The organism is Delftia deserti, assembly GCF_042653485.1.
In the GTDB taxonomy this organism is placed as follows: Bacteria; Pseudomonadota; Gammaproteobacteria; order Burkholderiales; family Burkholderiaceae_C; genus Comamonas; species Comamonas acidovorans.
Genome location: NZ_JBHSIH010000001.1, coordinates 1,550,379 through 1,567,500, shown reverse-complemented (window position 1 = coordinate 1,567,500; position 17,122 = coordinate 1,550,379). Strand labels below are relative to the sequence as shown.

Genomic DNA, 17,122 nt, shown 5'->3' with positions numbered 1-17,122 from the left:
ATGGGGAAACCCACCCGCAAGGGTATCGCATACTGAATACATAGGTATGCGAGGCGAACCTGGAGAACTGAAACATCTAAGTACCCAGAGGAAAAGACATCAACCGAGATTCCGAAAGTAGTGGCGAGCGAAATCGGAAGAGCCTTCTAGTGATAGTCAGACGGTTAACAAAACGGAATGGAAAGTCCGGCCATAGTAGGTGATAGCCCTGTATGTGAAAACCGACTGGTGGTACTGAGCTAGAGAAAAGTAGGGCGGGGCACGAGAAACCCTGTCTGAATATGGGGGGACCATCCTCCAAGGCTAAATACTCATCATCGACCGATAGTGAACCAGTACCGTGAGGGAAAGGCGAAAAGAACCCCGGGAGGGGAGTGAAATAGATCCTGAAACCGCATGCTTACAAAAAGTAGGAGCCCGCAAGGGTGACTGCGTACCTTTTGTATAATGGGTCAGCGACTTACATTCAGTGGCAAGGTTAACCGAATAGGGGAGCCGTAGAGAAATCGAGTCCGAATAGGGCGTCCAGTCGCTGGGTGTAGACCCGAAACCAAGTGATCTATCCATGGCCAGGATGAAGGTGCCGTAACAGGTACTGGAGGTCCGAACCGACTAGTGTTGCAAAACTAGCGGATGAGCTGTGGATAGGGGTGAAAGGCTAAACAAACTTGGAAATAGCTGGTTCTCTCCGAAAACTATTTAGGTAGTGCCTCAAGTATTACCTGCGGGGGTAGAGCACTGTTTAGGCTAGGGGGTCATGGCGACTTACCAAACCTATGCAAACTCCGAATACCGCAGAGTACAGCTTGGGAGACAGAGCACCGGGTGCTAACGTCCGGACTCAAGAGGGAAACAACCCAGACCGCCAGCTAAGGTCCCTAAAATTGGCTAAGTGGGAAACGAAGTGGGAAGGCTAAAACAGTCAGGATGTTGGCTTAGAAGCAGCCATCATTTAAAGAAAGCGTAATAGCTCACTGATCGAGTCGTCCTGCGCGGAAGATGTAACGGGGCTAAGCCAGTTACCGAAGCTGCGGATTTGCAATTTATTGCAAGTGGTAGGAGAGCGTTCTGTAAGCCTGTGAAGGTGCCTGGTAACGGGTGCTGGAGGTATCAGAAGTGCGAATGCTGACATGAGTAGCGTTAAAGGGGGTGAAAAGCCCCCTCGCCGTAAGCGCAAGGTTTCCTACGCAACGTTCATCGGCGTAGGGTGAGTCGGCCCCTAAGGCGAGGCAGAGATGCGTAGCTGATGGGAAACAGGTCAATATTCCTGTACCGATGTGTAGTGCGATGTGGGGACGGAGAAGGTTAGCTCAGCCAACTGTTGGATATGTTGGTTCAAGCCTGTAGTCATGCCTGGTAGGCAAATCCGCCGGGCTTAGATGAGGGGTGATAACGAGTCTGCTTGCAGACGAAGTGAGTGATACCCTGCTTCCAGGAAAAGCCACTAAGCTTCAGCTACACACGACCGTACCGCAAACCGACACTGGTGCGCGAGATGAGTATTCTAAGGCGCTTGAGAGAACTCTGGAGAAGGAACTCGGCAAATTGATACCGTAACTTCGGGAGAAGGTATGCCGCAAGTAGGTGAACTTGAACAAAGGGAGCCCAAAGCGGTTGCAAAAAATCGGTGGCTGCGACTGTTTAATAAAAACACAGCACTCTGCAAACACGAAAGTGGACGTATAGGGTGTGACGCCTGCCCGGTGCTGGAAGATTAAATGATGGGGTGCAAGCTCTTGATTGAAGTCCCAGTAAACGGCGGCCGTAACTATAACGGTCCTAAGGTAGCGAAATTCCTTGTCGGGTAAGTTCCGACCTGCACGAATGGCGTAACGATGGCCACACTGTCTCCTCCAGAGACTCAGCGAAGTTGAAATGTTTGTGATGATGCAATCTCCCCGCGGAAAGACGGAAAGACCCCATGAACCTTTACTGTAGCTTTGTATTGGATTTTGAACGGATCTGTGTAGGATAGGTGGGAGGCTTTGAAGTGAGGACGCTAGTTCTCATGGAGCCGACGTTGAAATACCACCCTGGTGCGTTTGAGGTTCTAACCCAGGTCCCTTATCGGGATCGGGGACAGTGCATGGTAGGCAGTTTGACTGGGGCGGTCTCCTCCCAAAGCGTAACGGAGGAGTTCGAAGGTACGCTAGTTACGGTCGGACATCGTGACGATAGTGCAATGGCATAAGCGTGCTTAACTGCGAGACTGACAAGTCGAGCAGATGCGAAAGCAGGACATAGTGATCCGGTGGTTCTGTATGGAAGGGCCATCGCTCAACGGATAAAAGGTACTCTGGGGATAACAGGCTGATACCGCCCAAGAGTTCATATCGACGGCGGTGTTTGGCACCTCGATGTCGGCTCATCTCATCCTGGGGCTGTAGTCGGTCCCAAGGGTATGGCTGTTCGCCATTTAAAGAGGTACGTGAGCTGGGTTTAAAACGTCGTGAGACAGTTTGGTCCCTATCTTCCGTGGGCGCTGCAGATTTGAGGAAGCCTGCTCCTAGTACGAGAGGACCGGAGTGGACACACCTCTGGTGTATCGGTTGTCACGCCAGTGGCATTGCCGAGTAGCTAAGTGTGGAAGAGATAACCGCTGAAAGCATCTAAGCGGGAAACTCGTTTCAAGATGAGATCTGCCGGGGCCTTGAGCCCCCTGAAGAGTCGTTCAAGACCAGGACGTTGATAGGCTGGGTGTGGAAGCGCAGTAATGCGTTAAGCTAACCAGTACTAATTGCTCGTGAGGCTTGACCCTATAACTTTGATGACGTGATCATCAAGGTGGTTATGCCAAGTAAGGCGCAGTCAAAATACAAAGCTGATTACAGACTCTATGAATTCGTTGTGTTGCTCGATGAGCAGCATGACAACAAGTTATGCCTGATGACCATAGCAAGTTGGTACCACTCCTTCCCATCCCGAACAGGACAGTGAAACGACTTTGCGCCGATGATAGTGCGGGTTCCCGTGTGAAAGTAGGTCATCGTCAGGCTCTTACAGCCCAAAAAACCCCGTAGCCCAAAGCTACGGGGTTTTTTGCTTGTTTGCGCAGAAGTACTTGTATCGTCGCCTGCGCGATGTGCGTGCGCCATGGTGGGCGCAGACGGCTTGAAAGATGAACATGCAACTGCAAGACATTCTGTATTCCCAAGGGTTCGGCATCCGCCGCGTGTGCTCTGGCCTGGTCCAGCAGGGCTGGGTGGAACTGTGGGACACCGAGGCCAATGACTGGGTGCGTTGCCTTGACTCCACGCAGGACATCGATCCTGAAGGCCTGCGCTATCGCGTGCAGGGTGTGGAGTGGGCCTATCACGCGCTGGGCTATGTGCTGCTGCACAAGCCGGCGGGCACGGAGTGCTCGCAAAAACCTTCGACCTATCCGAGCATTTACTCGCTTTTGCCCCTGCCGCTGCGGCTGCGCCCGAACAAGGGTGCCGTGCAGGGCGTGCAGGCCGTGGGGCGGCTGGACCAGGACACGACGGGCCTGCTGCTGCTCAGCGATGACGGCCAGTTCATCCACCGCATGAGTTCGCCCAAGAAGCATGTGCCCAAGATCTATCGCGTGACCACCAAGCATCCGGTCGATGCCGGCCAGGTGCAGCGCCTGCTCGACGGCGTGGTGCTCGACGATGACCCCAAGCCCGTCAAGGCCGCTGCCTGCGAGCAGGTGAGCGAGCATGTGCTGGACCTCACGCTGACCGAAGGCAAGTACCACCAGGTCAAGCGCATGATCGCGGCCGTGGGCAACCGCGTCGAAGGCCTGCATCGCTGGAAGATCGGCGAGCTGGAACTCACCGACGACCTGCAGCCGGGCCAGTGGCGATGGTTGACGGCCGAGGACCTGGCCAAGCTCAAGGCCAAGTGAGCCAAGGGGGCGCGTTTCCATGATGAATTCCGCTGACGCAGGCCGGGGCTGGGCCCTGTTGTGTACTGCTTTCGATGCGCCCGTGCCGGATGCGCTGCGCATCCAGCAGGACGTGCTGATCGTGGTGGATGGCGGCGGCATGATCGATGCAGTGCTGGAGCGCGGTGATCCCCGCCGCGCCGCTCTGGAGGCCGCGCATGCGGCCGCAGGCACGCTGCAGCGCCTGCCCGAAGGCCAGTACCTTTTGCCCGGCATGGTGGACCTGCATGTGCATGCACCGCAATGGCCGCAAAGCGGCAAGGCCCTGGATGTGCCGCTGGAAACCTGGCTGCAGGAGTACACCTTTCCCCTGGAAGCGCGCTACGGCGATGCCGGCTTTGCCGCTTCGGTCTACGACAGCGTGGTGCGCACGCTGTTGGCCAATGGCACGACGACGGCCATGTACTTCGGCACCATCCACGCCGTGGGCAACCAGGTGCTGGCCGAACGCTGCCTGGCCCTGGGGCAGCGCGCCCTGGTGGGCAAGGTGGCGATGGACGAGCCGTCGCAATGCCCCCCGTACTACAAGGACGCCAGCGCCGCCGAAAGCATTGCCGAGACAGCGCGCTTTATCGACTGGCTGCGCCAGCATCCGGACAACGCGCAGCAGCGCGTGCTGCCGGTGATCACGCCGCGCTTCATTCCTTCGTGCACCGACGAGCTGCTGCACGGCCTGGGCGACCTGGCTGGACGCACCGGTGCCCATGTGCAAACCCATTGCTCCGAGAGCGACTGGGCGCATGCCCATGTGCTGGAACGCCAGGGCCGCACCGATGCGCATGCGCTGCATGATTTCGGCCTGCTCACGCGCCGCACGGTCGTGGCCCATGCCAACTTCCTCACGGCCGATGACGTGGCGCTGATGGCGCGCACGGGCGCCTCGGTCGCGCATTGCCCTCTGTCCAACTTCTATTTCGCCAACAGCGTGTTCCCTGCCCGCAGCGGCCGCTCGCAGGGGTTGGGCATGGGGCTGGCCACGGACATCTCGGGCGGCTACAGCCCCAGCATGTTCGATGCCTGCCGCCATGCCATGACGGCCTCCCTGGCCTTGCATGAGGGGGTGGACCCGGCCCTGGGCGCTTCGCAGCGCGGCAGGGCGGGCCAGGGCGTGCAGGCCCGCATCGACCACGTCTTTGCCCTTTGGCTGGCCACGGCGGCGGGGGGTGATGCGCTGGACCTGCCCATTGGCCGCATCGAGCCCGGCCATGCCATGGACGCCCTGGCCATCGACTGCCAGGGGCCTGACTCCAATGTCCAGATCTGGCCCGGGGCGGATGGCCCGGCCGACATTCTGCAAAAGATCATCCACCACGCCACGCGCGCCAATGTGGCCAGCACCTGGGTGCAGGGCGAGTGCGTGCACCGGCGCCAGGCCGCCGGCGCGGTCGGCGCTGTCACTGCTGTCTGAGCGCCGCAGTCTTTGCGCTGCGGCCGTTTTCCGCATTTTTCCGTCCCATGACCGAACCGACCTCCTCCTACGAAGGGCGCCTGATCGCCCGCCCCGACGACCGCGTCACGATCTCACAGGCCTTGTTGCTGGGCCTGCAGCATGTGATGGCCATGGACGTCTATGTCGTGCCCTTCATCATTGCGTCGGCCCTGGCGCTGTCGCAGGCCGACGCAGCGTCCATGATCCAGTCCACTTTCCTCGCGGCGGGACTGGGCACGTTGATCCAGACGGCCTGGTGCATGCGCATGCCCGTGGCACAAGGGCCGTCCTATATTCCTCTGGGTGCCATCCTGGCCGTGGCCTTTGGCGCGGGCGGCGGTTTCGGCGGCATGGGGGCCGTCTATGGCGCGCTGATTCCGGGGGCGCTGATCGTCATTGCGCTGGGGGCGCTGGGCTGGTTCCACCGGGTGATCCGCTGGCTGGTGCCGCCCATCGTCGGCGGCACCATCATCCTCGTGGTGGGGCTGTCGCTGCTGCCTATCGCGCTGAGTGCCAACGTGTTCTCGGTCCACGGAGGCATGACGGTCAACCAGTCCATTGCCCTGGCTTCGGTGTCGGCGGCCCTGCTGATCGCGGCCATGATGCTGGGTCTGCGCTTCGACAACCGGCTGGGCCGCTGGATGCGGCTGTCGTCGGTGATCATTGCGCTGGCAGGCGGCACGGCCGTGGCCTGGGCCATGGGCCTGTTCGCCTGGCAGCCGGTTGCGGATGCGCCCTGGCTGACGCTGCCCAAGCTGGCCGGCATCGACTACCCGCTGCAGTTCAGCCTGCCCGCCGTGCTGACCTTTGTCGTGATCTATCTGGTGGTCATGGCGGAAACCACGGGCACCTGGTTCGCGGTATCGGCCGTGATCAACCAGCCCATCACCAGCCGCCAGCTCGACCGTGGCGCCGTGGGCGAGGGCCTGAGCTGCAGCGTGGCCGCGCTGATCGGCGCCACGCCGGTCACCGGCTACTCCACCAATGCCGGCGTGATCTCCATCACCGGCGTGGCCAGCCGCATGGTTTTCATTGCAGCCGGTCTGGTGCTGGCCTGCCTGGGCTTCCTGGGCAAGTTCTCGGCGCTGATTGCGGCCATTCCCTCGCCCGTGATCGGCGGCATGTTTGCCGTGGTCTGCGTGACCATTGCCATGGCGGGCATCCGCATCCTGCGCCATGTGCGCCTGGACGAGCGTGCCATGCTGGTGGTGGGCGTGCCCATCATCTGCTCCTTCTTCGCCACGCTGGCCCCCAAGGACTGGGTGCAGACCCTGCCGGACATGCTGCAGTACCTGCTGGGCTCGGCCGTGACCGTGGGGGCCATGGCCGCCATGGTCATGAACCTCATCCTGCCGCGTGCGCAGGGCGACGACGCACCGGCCAAGGACCAGGTGATCTGAACGCCGCAGGGGTCCGCGCCCGCAAACCCATGAGAAAAGGCCATGCGCTGTCGTTGCGCATGGCCTTTTCTCGTTTGGCCGGAGGGCGGCAGGGCCGCGGGATTCAGCGCCGGTCCAGATCGTCGATGGATGCGCTCCAGCGGCTGTCCCAGTTGCCGCGCTCGCGCACCTGGTCGATCTGGCGGCGGTCGCGCTTGGTGGGGCGGCCGTCGTGCTGGTCGGCAATGCTGCTGGCGGGCTCGGGCGCCAGCCGGCGCTGCTCGGCCAGGCGCTCCCGCTCGGCCTGGCTTGCGGCGGTTTCTTCGTACAGGGCCTGGGCCACTGGCGCCGGGCCACGCATGCCGGACAGGCCACGGATGACCACGGTGCGCGGAATCTGGCCCTGGCGCAGCGCCACGGTGTCGCCGCAGCGCACCTCGCGCGCGGGCTTGACCGGGGCTCCGTTGACGGTGATGCGGCCCTTGCCGATCTCTTCTACCGCCAGGCTGCGCGTCTTGTAGAAACGCGCGCACCACAGCCATTTGTCCAGACGCATGGATTCGATATCGGTCATGGCGTTATTGTGCGCGCGGCGCGGGGTGCTTGCCAGTGGCCGGTTGCAGCGGAATCGCCACGTGCGCGTGCAATCCGCAGACCAGGCCTTGCCGGTAGATGTTGCGCAGTTCGATGGCGCCGCCCAGCGTTTGCACGATCTCGTGGCAGATGGCCAGCCCCAGGCCCGAGCCGCTGCGCGCATTGCCGGCCGAGAACGGCTGGAACAGCCGCTGGGCCAGGTCGCTGTCTATGCCCGGCCCGCTGTCGCGCAGGCTGAGCACGGCCTGGCTGCCGGCCTGGTGCACGCTGATGTGCAGGCTGCCGGCCGCGGGCATGTGGCGTATGGCGTTGTGCAGCAGGTTGCGCGTGAGTTCGCGCAGCATCCATTCGTGGGCCGGCACGGGGCAGGGTTCGGTGTCTATGGAGAAGTCGATGTCCTGCTCGGCAATCAGCGGGGAAAGTTCGATGGCCACGTCGCGCACCACTTCGTCCAGCAGGCTGGGTGCGGGCGACGCCGGCTCGGCGCTGTCTTCCTGGCGTAGCTGCTCGACCTTGGCCAGCGCCAGCATCTGGTTGGCCAGCCGCGTGGCGCGGTCCACGGTGGCGCCGATTTCCTCGAAGGCCTGCTCGGCCGGCACATCGCCGCGCTGGGCCGACTGCAGCTGTGCCTTGAGCACGGCCAGCGGCGTGCGCAACTGGTGCGATGCATCGCGCACGAAACGCTTCTGGTCCGACAGCAGCTGGCGCAGCCGCAGCATGAGCTGGTTGATGGCCTCCAGCAGCGGCTGCAACTCGCGCGGCGCAGCGGGTGCGGACAGCGGACTCAGGTCGCCGCGCGGGCGCGAGCGCAGGTCGCTGCTGAGCCGGCGCACGGGTTGGGTGGCGCGCTGGACGACGAGGATCACGATCAGCGCCACGGCGGCCACCAGCAGGGCCTGGCGCGCCAGCGTGGTGCGCAGGATCTGCAGGGCCAGGGTCTCGCGCAGCTCCAGCGTCTCGGCCACCTGGATCACGGCCATGCCGCGCCCCTTGGCGCTGGCCACGGGCTGCAGCAGCACGGCCATGCGCACGGGCCGGCCGCGGAACTGGGCGTCGTAGAAATCGACCAGGGCCGCGTAGGGCGGGCGCTGGGGGATGACGCCGTGCCACATGGGCAGCTCGCCAAAGCCCGACACCATTTCCCCGTCCAGCGTGGAGACGCGGTAGAACATGCGGCTCTGGTTGTCGGCCTCGAAGATCTCCAGCGCCGAGTAGGGAACGATGGCGTGAAGCTGGGCGGACTCGTCATAGCCCGTCACATCCAGCTGCTCGCTGATGCTCTTGGCCGATGCCAGCAGCGTACGGTCATAGGCCGTGTTCAGCGCAGCCAGCGTCTGGTGGTACAGGCTCCAGGTATTGAAGCCAATGAACAGAATGACCGGCACGAGAATGCCCGTCAGCAGCTGGCGGCGCAGCGACCAGGGCTGGCGCGTGCGTGCGGGGGCGGGAAGGGGAAGACCGGGGTCGCGCATGGGCTTGCGGTGCAGGAACGCGGCAATGCGTCAGGCCGACTCGGCCTTGAGCAGATAGCCCAGGCCGCGCAGCGTGACCAGCTGCACGCCCGTGCCCGACAGCTTCTTGCGCAGCCGGTAGGCCACCACTTCCACTGCCTCGTACTGCACATCGGACTCGCCAGGAAACACCAGCGCGAACAGCCGCTCCTTGGCCACGGCATGCCCGGGGCGTGCCAGCAGGGCGTGCATCAGGGCCAGCTCGCGGGGCGTCAGCTCCATGATCTCGCCATCGCGGTGGATGGCGCCGCTGGCCTTGTCGTAGCGCAGCGCGCCCATGGCAATGGTCTCGGGCGGCGGCTTGGGCGCGAAGCTGTCGCTGCTGCGGCGCAGCAGGGCGCGCAGCCGGGCCTCCAGCTCGTCGAGGTCGAAGGGCTTGGCCAGGTAGTCGTCCGCGCCGGCGTTCAGGCCCAGCACGCGGTCGCCCACGGTGCCGCGCGCGGTCAGAATGAGCACGGGCGTGCGCAGGCCCTGGCCGCGCGCACGCTCCAGCACCTGCAGGCCATCCAGGCCGGGCAGGCTCAAATCCAGCACCACGGCGTCGGGCTCGCGCATCAGCCACTGCGCCAGGGCCGAGGGGCCGTCGGCCGCCGTCTCCACCTGGATGCCGCGCCGGATCAGCGTGCGCTGCAGCGTGGTGCGCATGGCGTTGTCATCTTCTACGAGCAGCAATTGCATGGCCCGCACGTTAGCACCGGGCGCGATGCAGGCCATCGCGCCAAGAGCGATCTAGGGATTCCCCTAGGGGTTTGGACAGCCATTTGACAGGTAGCGAACCGATCATCGACAGCCTTACAACATAAGGAGTCAAACCATGCGTCGTGATACTTTTCTGAAGTCGCTGGCCGCACTGGCCGCCGCAGGCAGCCTGCCGCTGTCTGCGCAGGCTGCGGTCGCCGTCAAGATGATGCTGCCGGCCAACCCCGGCGGCGGCTGGGACACCACGGGCCGTGCCCTGGGCAAGGCTTTGCAGGACGCTGGTCAGGCTGCTTCTGTCACCTATGACAACAAGGGCGGCGCCGCCGGCGCCATCGGTCTTGCGCAGTTCGTCAACGGCAGCAAGGGCGATCCCAACGCCATGATGGTCATGGGCGCCGTCATGCTGGGCGGCATCATCACGGGCAAGCCGCCCGTGAACCTGACGCAGGCCACGCCGCTGGCGCGCCTGACCAGCGAATACAACGTGTTCGTGCTGCCCGCCAACTCGCCCTTCAAGAACATGGCCGAGGTGATCGCCCAGCTCAAGAAGGACCCGGGCTCCGTCAAGTGGGGCGGCGGCTCGCGCGGCTCCACCGAGCACATTGCGGCAGCCATGATCGCGCGTGAAGTCGGCGTCGATCCCTCCAAGATCAACTACGTGGCCTTCCGTGGAGGCGGCGAAGCCATCTCCGCCATCCTGGGCGGCAACGTCACCGTGGGCGGCAGCGGCTTCAGCGAGTTCGCCGAGTACATCAGCACCGGCAAGATGAAGCCCATCGGCGTGACCTCGGGCCAGCGCCTGAAGGGCGTGGATGTGCCCACGCTCAAGGAGCAGGGCATCAACGTGGAGATCGGCAACTGGCGCGGCGTGTACGGCGCGCCAGGCATCACCAAGCCGCAGCGCGATGCGCTGGTCGCCATGCTGGAGAAGGCCACCAAGAGCAAGGCCTGGGCCGAGGCTCTGCAGAAGAACGACTGGACGCCTGCATGGCTGGCCGGCGATGCCTTCGGCGAGTTCGTGGACCAGGAGTTCGCGAGCCTGCGCGCCACCATGGTCAAGTCCGGCATGGTGTGATCGAACTGCCGCATAGGCCTCTTGCGGGGCCGGTGCGGCAACAGGCCCGCACTGCTGCGGGCCACGGCAGGCATCAGTCGCAGCGCCTGCTCCAAGAAGCGGAAGATGCCCGCGCGCCGCGCCAGCGGCTCGCAGGCCCCGGCGGCTTAATTTTTTCCCCACGTCTGCAGCGGTGGCCGGCCCGGTCGCCGGTTCCGCTGCGGCCAGGAACTGACCATGTCCGAGTCCTCACAACCCAATCCACTTGCCACGGATGCCGCCCAGGCCGATGAGCCCAGCGGCTTTCCCTCGGTTCGCGCGCAGACCATCGTCGGCTCCGGCGTGCTGCTCGTCGCTGCAGGCCTGGCCTTCGGCGCGCTGCAAATTCCCGGCGATGCCGGCTACGGCGGCGTCGGTCCCAATTTCCTGCCCTGGCTGTGTGCCGTGGTGCTCGCGGTCTGCGGCGCCTGGCTGGTCTGGGAGGCTCGCACGGGCGGCTTTCGCGAAGCCTCCGCCCCGGGTGGCCATCCTCGCGCCGACATCGGTGCCTTCGTCTGGGTGTCGGCCGGCCTGATGGTCAATGCCGCGCTGATCGGCACGGCAGGCTTCATCGTCAGCTGCACCATCTGCTACGTGCTGGCCGTACAGGGCCTGCGCCGCGCCGGTGGCCAGACCCAGGCGGGCAAGCCCATCACCTGGGCCAAGGATGTGATCACCGGACTGCTGATCTCGGCGCCCGTGTTCTGGGCCTTCACGCAATTCCTGGCAATCAACCTGCCGGGCCTGACTGAGACAGGGTGGCTGTAATGGAAATCTTTGACGCACTGATGGCGGGCTTCGCCACCGCCATCACACCCGCCAACCTGCTGTGGGCTCTGGTCGGCTGTGCCCTGGGCACGGCCGTGGGCGTGCTGCCCGGCATCGGCCCGGCCGTGGCTGTGGCCATGCTGCTGCCCATTACCGCCAAGGTCGAGGTCACCGCCTCGATGATCTTCTTCGCGGGCATCTACTACGGCGCCATGTATGGCGGCTCCACCACCTCCATCTTGCTGAACACGCCCGGGGAGACCGCGAGCATGGTCACGGCCATGGAGGGCAACAAGATGGCCAAGAGCGGCCGCGCGGGCGCCGCGCTGGCCACCTCCGCCATCGGCTCCTTCGTGGCCGGCACCGTGGCCACCGTGGTCGTGACGCTGTTCGCCCCCTCGGTGGCCGACTTTGCCGTCAAGCTGGGCCCGCCCGAGTACTTCATGCTGATGGTGCTGGCCTTCACCACCGTCAGTGCCGTGCTCGGCCAGAGCGCGCTGCGCGGCATGACGGCCCTGTTCCTGGGGCTGGCGCTGGGCTGCATCGGCATGGACCAGATCTCCGGCGCTGCGCGCTACACCATGGGCAAGATGGAGCTGCTGGACGGCGTGGACATCGTGCTCGTGGCCGTGGGCCTGTTCGCCGTGGCCGAGGTGCTGTATGCCGCCATGTACGAAGGCAAGGTCGTCGATACGCAAAACAGGATGGGCCGCGTTCACATGACCGGCCGCGACTGGAAGCGGTCGTGGCCCGCCTGGCTGCGCGGCACCGTCATCGGCACACCCTTCGGCTGCATCCCTGCCGGCGGCACCGAGATCCCCACCTTCCTGAGCTACGCCACCGAAAAGAAGCTGGCCAAGGGTGAGAACCGTGCCGAGTTCGGCAGCAAGGGCGCCATCGAAGGCGTGGCCGGCCCCGAGGCCGCCAACAACGCCACCGTGACCGCCGCGCTGATCCCGCTGCTGACCCTGGGCATTCCCACCAGCAACACCACGGCCGTGCTGCTGGGTGCGTTCCAGAACTACGGCATCAACCCCGGCCCGCAGCTGTTCAGCTCTTCGGCCGCCCTGGTCTGGGCGCTGATCGCCTCGCTGTACATCGGCAACCTGATGCTGCTGGTGCTCAACCTGCCCATGGTGGGCCTGTGGGTCAAGCTGCTCAAGATCCCGCGTCCCCAGCTGTACGCCGGCATCCTGATCTTCGCCACCGTGGGTGCCTACGGCATGCGCCAGAGCGCCTTCGACCTGTTCCTGCTGTACGGCATCGGCGTGCTGGGCGTGATCATGCGCCGCTTCGACTTCCCCACCGCGCCCGTCGTGGTCGGCATGATCCTGGGCCCCCTGGCCGAGGCACAGATGCGCAATGCCGTGTCCATCGGCGAAGGCAGCTGGTGGATCTTCCTGCAGCGCCCCATGTCGCTGACGCTGATCATCATCGTGGCCTGCGTGCTCATCGTGCCGCGCGTGCTCAAGCGCCTGCAGCCCAAGCCGTCGCCGGAGGCGGCTGCCGGCTGATGCCAACCCGTTGCTAGCCGGCCCGGCGATGCCACGCATGGCGCCCCGGGCCCCTGACAGCTCCTGCCTTTCGAGGCAGGGGCTTTTTTTGTTGGCGCGCCTTGATGCGGGTCATCAGGCCGCACCCACTACTACGGCTGGGACGGCGACCGCCTCATCCGCACGGAACGTCTGCAGCACGGCAGTGACACGCGCCACATAGAACACACCATCTACGAACCGGGCAGCTTCACGCCCCTGGTACGCCTGGGCACCACGGCCAACGGCGATCCCCAAGGCGGGGCCCACCTGCTGGTACAAGCCATCACTGCAGGCCTGCCCGACCAGGAAGACCCCAACCACACGCCAGCCCTGGCCCTCATGCCAGGTGGCCTGGGCTGCCAAGCTGGACCCCTGGGGCAATGTGCTGCAGGAGTACAACCCGCAAGGCATCCACCAGGCGATCCGGCTGCCGGGGCAGCACCATGACAGGGAGACGGGGCTGTATTACAACCGGCATCGGTATTACGATCCGGTGGTGGGGAGTTGTATCAATCAGGATCCTATCGGCTTGAATGGAGGTGTTAATTATTACAATTACCCCAAAACCCAAATATTGGCATAGATCCATGGGGCTGGTCTATTTAAATCTCTTTCCGGAGAAAGATGATAGATTTCAACCCTTCGTCAAAGGGGAAATGATGCGGTACATTTTCATATTATTCATGCTCATAACAATGACCCACATGGCCAATTCAGATCAATCATCCGGATTGATATATCATTTAAATTCAAATGAAATCCTTGATCTTGAAAATAAGGCCGAAACTGATCCCAAGGCTTCTTATGGGCTTTACGAATACTATACACTCTCTGAATACAATGAGGAAGAATCCCTGACTTGGCTGGAAAAAGCTGCCTTGTTAGGTCATGAACTAGCGCAATTCAACTATGTGAAGCATTTTTATGACAACGGAAACAAAAAGAAAGCAAATTCGCTAGCAAAAAAATGGAAAGACAATGTTGAGATAAATAAATTATTTCTTGAAAAAAATCCATCAAATAAAAAATAACAATTCAGAAACACAATCCGAAGCAGATGCACCAGGCCTTCTGGCTGCCAGGGCAGCACCATGACAGGGAGACGGGGCTGTATTAAAACCGGCATCGGTATTGCGATCCGGTGGTGGGGCGTTATATCAATCAGGATCCGATTGGTTGACTGGGCGGGACTAATCATTTAAATTACCCTAAAAATCCATTGAATTGGATAGGCTCGGTGGGTCTACACTCAATTGGTCCCCCTGCGGCGGGAACATGCTATCCACGAAGAAAAATGCCAAGACCTATTTTGCTTAGCGATCTGCCTCGTCGTGCAGCATATGAGGCTGCTGCGAACATGACGCAAGCGCCAAATCCGGGGTATCCAGAAGATCCACTTGATCTTCCATGTGTCGAATGGGATTGTTCCGATAAAAATTCACTTATTTTAAAATCTGGTGATTCGAAAAAATCCACGGACTTCATCCCCCCTGAAAATTCAACAGCAGATCCTGCACAGGGATGCCGTTGCATATCTGCAGGTAGAGATCCTGCGTATAAAATGCCATTCGATCCAAAATTGGATCCATTCTCCAATGCTCATGATGTTGAAGATGATTGGAAGAGAGGATTAAGAATTATTCTCCTGGGAAGATAGTGAAAAAATTACTTTTCTTAATTGGTTGTTTCTTCATTGTTGTCACACTTGGGTTGCCCGATGGAGTCAATGTTCAGTCAGGATTGAAATCATCTCCATTCTATTTTATTTGTTGGTTGATGTTGCCGATTCTAGATTTTTTTGGGGAATGGGGTGGTATATTTTTGGGCGTGGCATTTATTGTTTTTGCCATTTTGACAGGTAATAAAAAGAAGAAAAGCCAGAAAGATTTCAATAAAAATAAATAAATGCATTGTGTCGAATTTTTGGCATGTTCTATTAATTGACTGCTTGCACAAAATTCATGGAAACAGACGGACTGCTTACCCCATCTGGCGTGTCGGAAAAACTGGAGATCAGTGGCGAAAAGCTGATCTTGGACGTGATGGATACTGAATATATAAAAAATGAAGAAAAAGATGAAGATATTCTTTGCGTTGATCTCTGGAGTTATATTCCTGATATTTGTTCTATTGATTTCAACGGCTGAAAATCAGGAGGAGAGTACGTTCTCTTCCTATGAGGACTTGAAGAAATATGGCAAAGGATATACGTCATGGATCCCCGGGTTCCTGCCAAAAGAGGCTTTTAATATAAGAATATATACTCACGTTGAAACAAACTATTTTTATATGTTTTTCCAGCTTGAAAAGAGTAAATATGTTGATTTTCGAGAAAAAATGAATATTGAGGCTTCAAGGGAAGGACTATCGATTCTTCAGAAAGGAGTTAGGGAAATAAAATCGGGGTGGTGTGTTTTTCAGGATTCATCGGATGGTTTTGGGGAGAATTTATATCTGATAGGGGAAATGAATTCTAATCAAGAAATATATTATTTAACGAAGGCAACAACTGGCATAAGATCTAGCTCAGTTGTATATGCTGATGAAATGGCAAAGAAATACTGTAGGCTTGAAGAATTAAAGCCTGAAATGCGAAAACTGAATATCAGGTAATTTCCACAGTGGAATCCAGGATATGTGCATTTGCCGGCAGAAGATCGCCTCAGCCTGACATCGCTCCTGCAGCAATCTCCTGAAACCCGCCCTGTTTATTGCCACCCGGGCACGGCATAGCTGTTATCGTGAATTAAATTCACAGATGGTGTTCCCGCAGACCGTCTAGTCCCGCGCAGCCCTTGAATCCATGATCCCGTCATCGACAGACATCGGATTCCTTGCATGCGGCAACCCTTTCCATCGCTTTCCACGGCCTCGGGCGCGGTCCTTCTGGCGCTTGTGATTTCCACGCCCACCATGGCGGATTCGACGGTGCCGGCGGATTCGGCTGAAGCCTCCAACTGGGCCGCCACCTGGCAGGCCAGCCCGCAGCCGGTCTGGGGGGCGGACTTCCTCTTTCCCACCAACCTGCCCGCTGTGCTGCAGGACCAGACCGTGCGCCAGGTGGCGCGCATCAGCCTGGGCGGGCCGCGCCTGCGCATCGTGCTGTCCAACGCCTATGGCGGCCAGCCTGTGACGGTGGGCAGGGCCACCGTGGCAAAGTCGTTGCCGGCGGGCGCCATTGATGCTGGCAGCCTGCAGGCCGTGACCTTTGGCGGCAGCGCGCAAGCCAGCATTGCCGCAGGCGCATACCTGGTCAGCGACCCTGTGGCCTTGCCTCTGGCGGCGCTGTCGCAGGTGGCCGTGAGCCTGTACCTGCCCGGCGCCACGCCTGTGCAGAGCTTTCACTGGGATGGGCGCCAGACCGGCTGGATCGTGGCGGGCGACCAGTCCGCTGCTGCGGCGCTGCGGACTTCGGACCCTGGCGCAATCAGCAGCACGGCCCGCCCGTTGTTGGCGGGTATTCAGGTCGAGGCCGACACCGCGGCGCCCGCGGTGCCCGTGGTAGCGGTGATGGGCGACTCCATCACCGACGGTGCCACGGCCAGCCTGGACCGGGACAGCCGCTGGCCGGACTTCCTGGCCGCGCGCCTGGCGCCGCACGGCGCGGCCGTGGTCAACGCTGGCATCTCTGGCGCGCGCCTGCTGTCCGATGGCATGGGCGAGCATGCGCTGGCTCGGCTGGAGCGTGATGTGCTGGCCCAGCCCGGTGTGCGCAGCCTCATCGTGCTGCTGGGCATCAACGATATTTCCTGGCCCGGCACGGCCTTTGCGCGGCAGGCGCCGCGTCCCATGCTGCAGGACATGGCAGAGGGCTATCGCCAGCTGATCGCCAGGGCGCGCAGCCACGGTTTGCGCGTGATAGGCGCCACCTTGCCGCCCTTCGAGGGCGCCTTGCCAGGCACGCCGCTGGACGACTACTACCAGGACGACAAGGACGATCTGCGCCGGCAGGTGAACGCCTGGATACGCCAGGGCGGTGCCTTCGATGCGGTGATCGACTTCGATGCCGTGTTGCGTGATGGCGCCCATCCTTCCCGCATGGCGGCGCGCTTCGACTCGGGCGACCGCCTGCATCCTGGCGACGAAGGCAATCGCGCCATGGCCGACGCGGTGGACCTGAACGCCATACTGCCGGGCCTGCCGCCGCGCTAGCCGCGCCTGCACGCGGTGGAGGTGGCGTTGATGGTGGCGTTGGCGGCGGCGGGGC

General features: G+C 61.4%; 16 protein-coding genes and 2 rRNA genes (1 of these 18 running past the window's edge). 15 read left to right on the top strand and 3 right to left on the bottom strand.

The annotated features are described in order from the left end of the window. The 5 genes from ACFPFG_RS07560 to ACFPFG_RS07540 all read left to right on the top strand — a co-directional run. Positions 1-2,758, top strand: a 23S ribosomal RNA gene (locus tag ACFPFG_RS07560) (it extends 118 nt beyond the left edge of the window). A 124-nt stretch (positions 2,759-2,882) separates the two neighbouring features. Further along, positions 2,883-2,995, top strand: a 5S ribosomal RNA gene (rrf, locus tag ACFPFG_RS07555). A 129-nt stretch (positions 2,996-3,124) separates the two neighbouring features. After that, the gene (locus ACFPFG_RS07550; RefSeq protein ID WP_183018437.1) at positions 3,125-3,868 is read left to right on the top strand and encodes a 16S rRNA pseudouridine(516) synthase; all 744 of its coding nucleotides are present in this window, start codon (positions 3,125-3,127) and stop codon (positions 3,866-3,868) included. A 19-nt stretch (positions 3,869-3,887) separates the two neighbouring features. Next, positions 3,888-5,315 carry a guanine deaminase gene (guaD, locus tag ACFPFG_RS07545; RefSeq protein ID WP_312379028.1) on the top strand — a complete coding sequence of 476 codons (1,428 nt, stop codon included), beginning with the start codon at positions 3,888-3,890 and terminating at the stop codon, positions 5,313-5,315. Between the two features lie 47 nt (positions 5,316-5,362). Continuing rightward, positions 5,363-6,736 carry a uracil-xanthine permease family protein gene (locus ACFPFG_RS07540; protein ID WP_380105871.1) on the top strand — a complete coding sequence of 458 codons (1,374 nt, stop codon included), beginning with the start codon at positions 5,363-5,365 and terminating at the stop codon, positions 6,734-6,736. Between the two features lie 103 nt (positions 6,737-6,839). Here ACFPFG_RS07540 and ACFPFG_RS07535 read toward each other — a convergent pair whose 3' ends face one another. Genes ACFPFG_RS07535 through ACFPFG_RS07525 form a run of 3 tightly spaced genes read right to left on the bottom strand, consistent with a single transcriptional unit; the run spans position 6,840 to position 9,534 of the window. Beyond that, positions 6,840-7,289, bottom strand: coding sequence for an RNA-binding S4 domain-containing protein (locus tag ACFPFG_RS07535; RefSeq protein WP_183018440.1), 450 nt, complete (start codon positions 7,287-7,289; stop codon positions 6,840-6,842). 4 nt (positions 7,290-7,293) lie between these two features. Continuing rightward, entirely contained in the window at positions 7,294-8,781 is a 1,488-nt protein-coding gene (locus ACFPFG_RS07530) for a sensor histidine kinase (protein WP_197956920.1), read from the bottom strand. 30 nt (positions 8,782-8,811) lie between these two features. Next, complete coding sequence (locus tag ACFPFG_RS07525; protein ID WP_183018442.1) at positions 8,812-9,534, bottom strand: response regulator transcription factor; 723 nt, start codon at positions 9,532-9,534, stop codon at positions 8,812-8,814. Positions 9,535-9,634: 100 nt separating this feature from the next. On the opposite strand from ACFPFG_RS07525, the gene ACFPFG_RS07520 reads away from it, so the two are divergent. The 10 genes from ACFPFG_RS07520 to ACFPFG_RS07475 all read left to right on the top strand — a co-directional run bounded on the left by ACFPFG_RS07520 (position 9,635) and on the right by ACFPFG_RS07475 (position 17,067). Then, positions 9,635-10,594, top strand: a complete 960-nt coding sequence (locus ACFPFG_RS07520) for a Bug family tripartite tricarboxylate transporter substrate binding protein (protein WP_013803365.1) — start codon at positions 9,635-9,637, stop codon at positions 10,592-10,594. A 216-nt stretch (positions 10,595-10,810) separates the two neighbouring features. Beyond that, the gene (locus tag ACFPFG_RS07515) at positions 10,811-11,380 is read left to right on the top strand and encodes a tripartite tricarboxylate transporter TctB family protein (protein WP_183018443.1); all 570 of its coding nucleotides are present in this window, start codon (positions 10,811-10,813) and stop codon (positions 11,378-11,380) included. Beyond that, positions 11,380-12,894 (top strand): tripartite tricarboxylate transporter permease, encoded by a 1,515-nt coding sequence (locus tag ACFPFG_RS07510; RefSeq protein WP_183018444.1) that lies wholly within the window; start codon positions 11,380-11,382, stop codon positions 12,892-12,894. Before ACFPFG_RS07515 ends, ACFPFG_RS07510 begins: the two co-directional genes overlap by 1 nt. A 367-nt stretch (positions 12,895-13,261) precedes the next feature. Beyond that, entirely contained in the window at positions 13,262-13,498 is a 237-nt protein-coding gene (locus ACFPFG_RS07505) for an RHS repeat-associated core domain-containing protein (RefSeq protein WP_380105867.1), read from the top strand. A 121-nt stretch (positions 13,499-13,619) separates the two neighbouring features. After that, entirely contained in the window at positions 13,620-13,946 is a 327-nt protein-coding gene (locus ACFPFG_RS07500; protein WP_380105865.1) for an SEL1-like repeat protein, read from the top strand. A 263-nt stretch (positions 13,947-14,209) separates the two neighbouring features. Next, positions 14,210-14,572: a hypothetical protein gene (locus ACFPFG_RS07495; protein ID WP_380105863.1), complete on the top strand. Its 363-nt coding sequence runs from the start codon at positions 14,210-14,212 to the stop codon at positions 14,570-14,572. Continuing rightward, positions 14,572-14,820: a hypothetical protein gene (locus tag ACFPFG_RS07490; RefSeq protein ID WP_380105861.1), complete on the top strand. Its 249-nt coding sequence runs from the start codon at positions 14,572-14,574 to the stop codon at positions 14,818-14,820. Before ACFPFG_RS07495 ends, ACFPFG_RS07490 begins: the two co-directional genes overlap by 1 nt. Positions 14,821-14,876: 56 nt before the next feature. Next, the gene (locus ACFPFG_RS07485; protein ID WP_183018447.1) at positions 14,877-15,062 is read left to right on the top strand and encodes a hypothetical protein; all 186 of its coding nucleotides are present in this window, start codon (positions 14,877-14,879) and stop codon (positions 15,060-15,062) included. Beyond that, the gene (locus tag ACFPFG_RS07480; protein WP_183018448.1) at positions 14,992-15,528 is read left to right on the top strand and encodes a YbbD family protein; all 537 of its coding nucleotides are present in this window, start codon (positions 14,992-14,994) and stop codon (positions 15,526-15,528) included. Before ACFPFG_RS07485 ends, ACFPFG_RS07480 begins: the two co-directional genes overlap by 71 nt. Before the next feature lie 225 nt (positions 15,529-15,753). Continuing rightward, positions 15,754-17,067 (top strand): SGNH/GDSL hydrolase family protein, encoded by a 1,314-nt coding sequence (locus tag ACFPFG_RS07475; RefSeq protein ID WP_380105858.1) that lies wholly within the window; start codon positions 15,754-15,756, stop codon positions 17,065-17,067. The last annotated feature ends 55 nt before the right edge of the window (positions 17,068-17,122 follow it).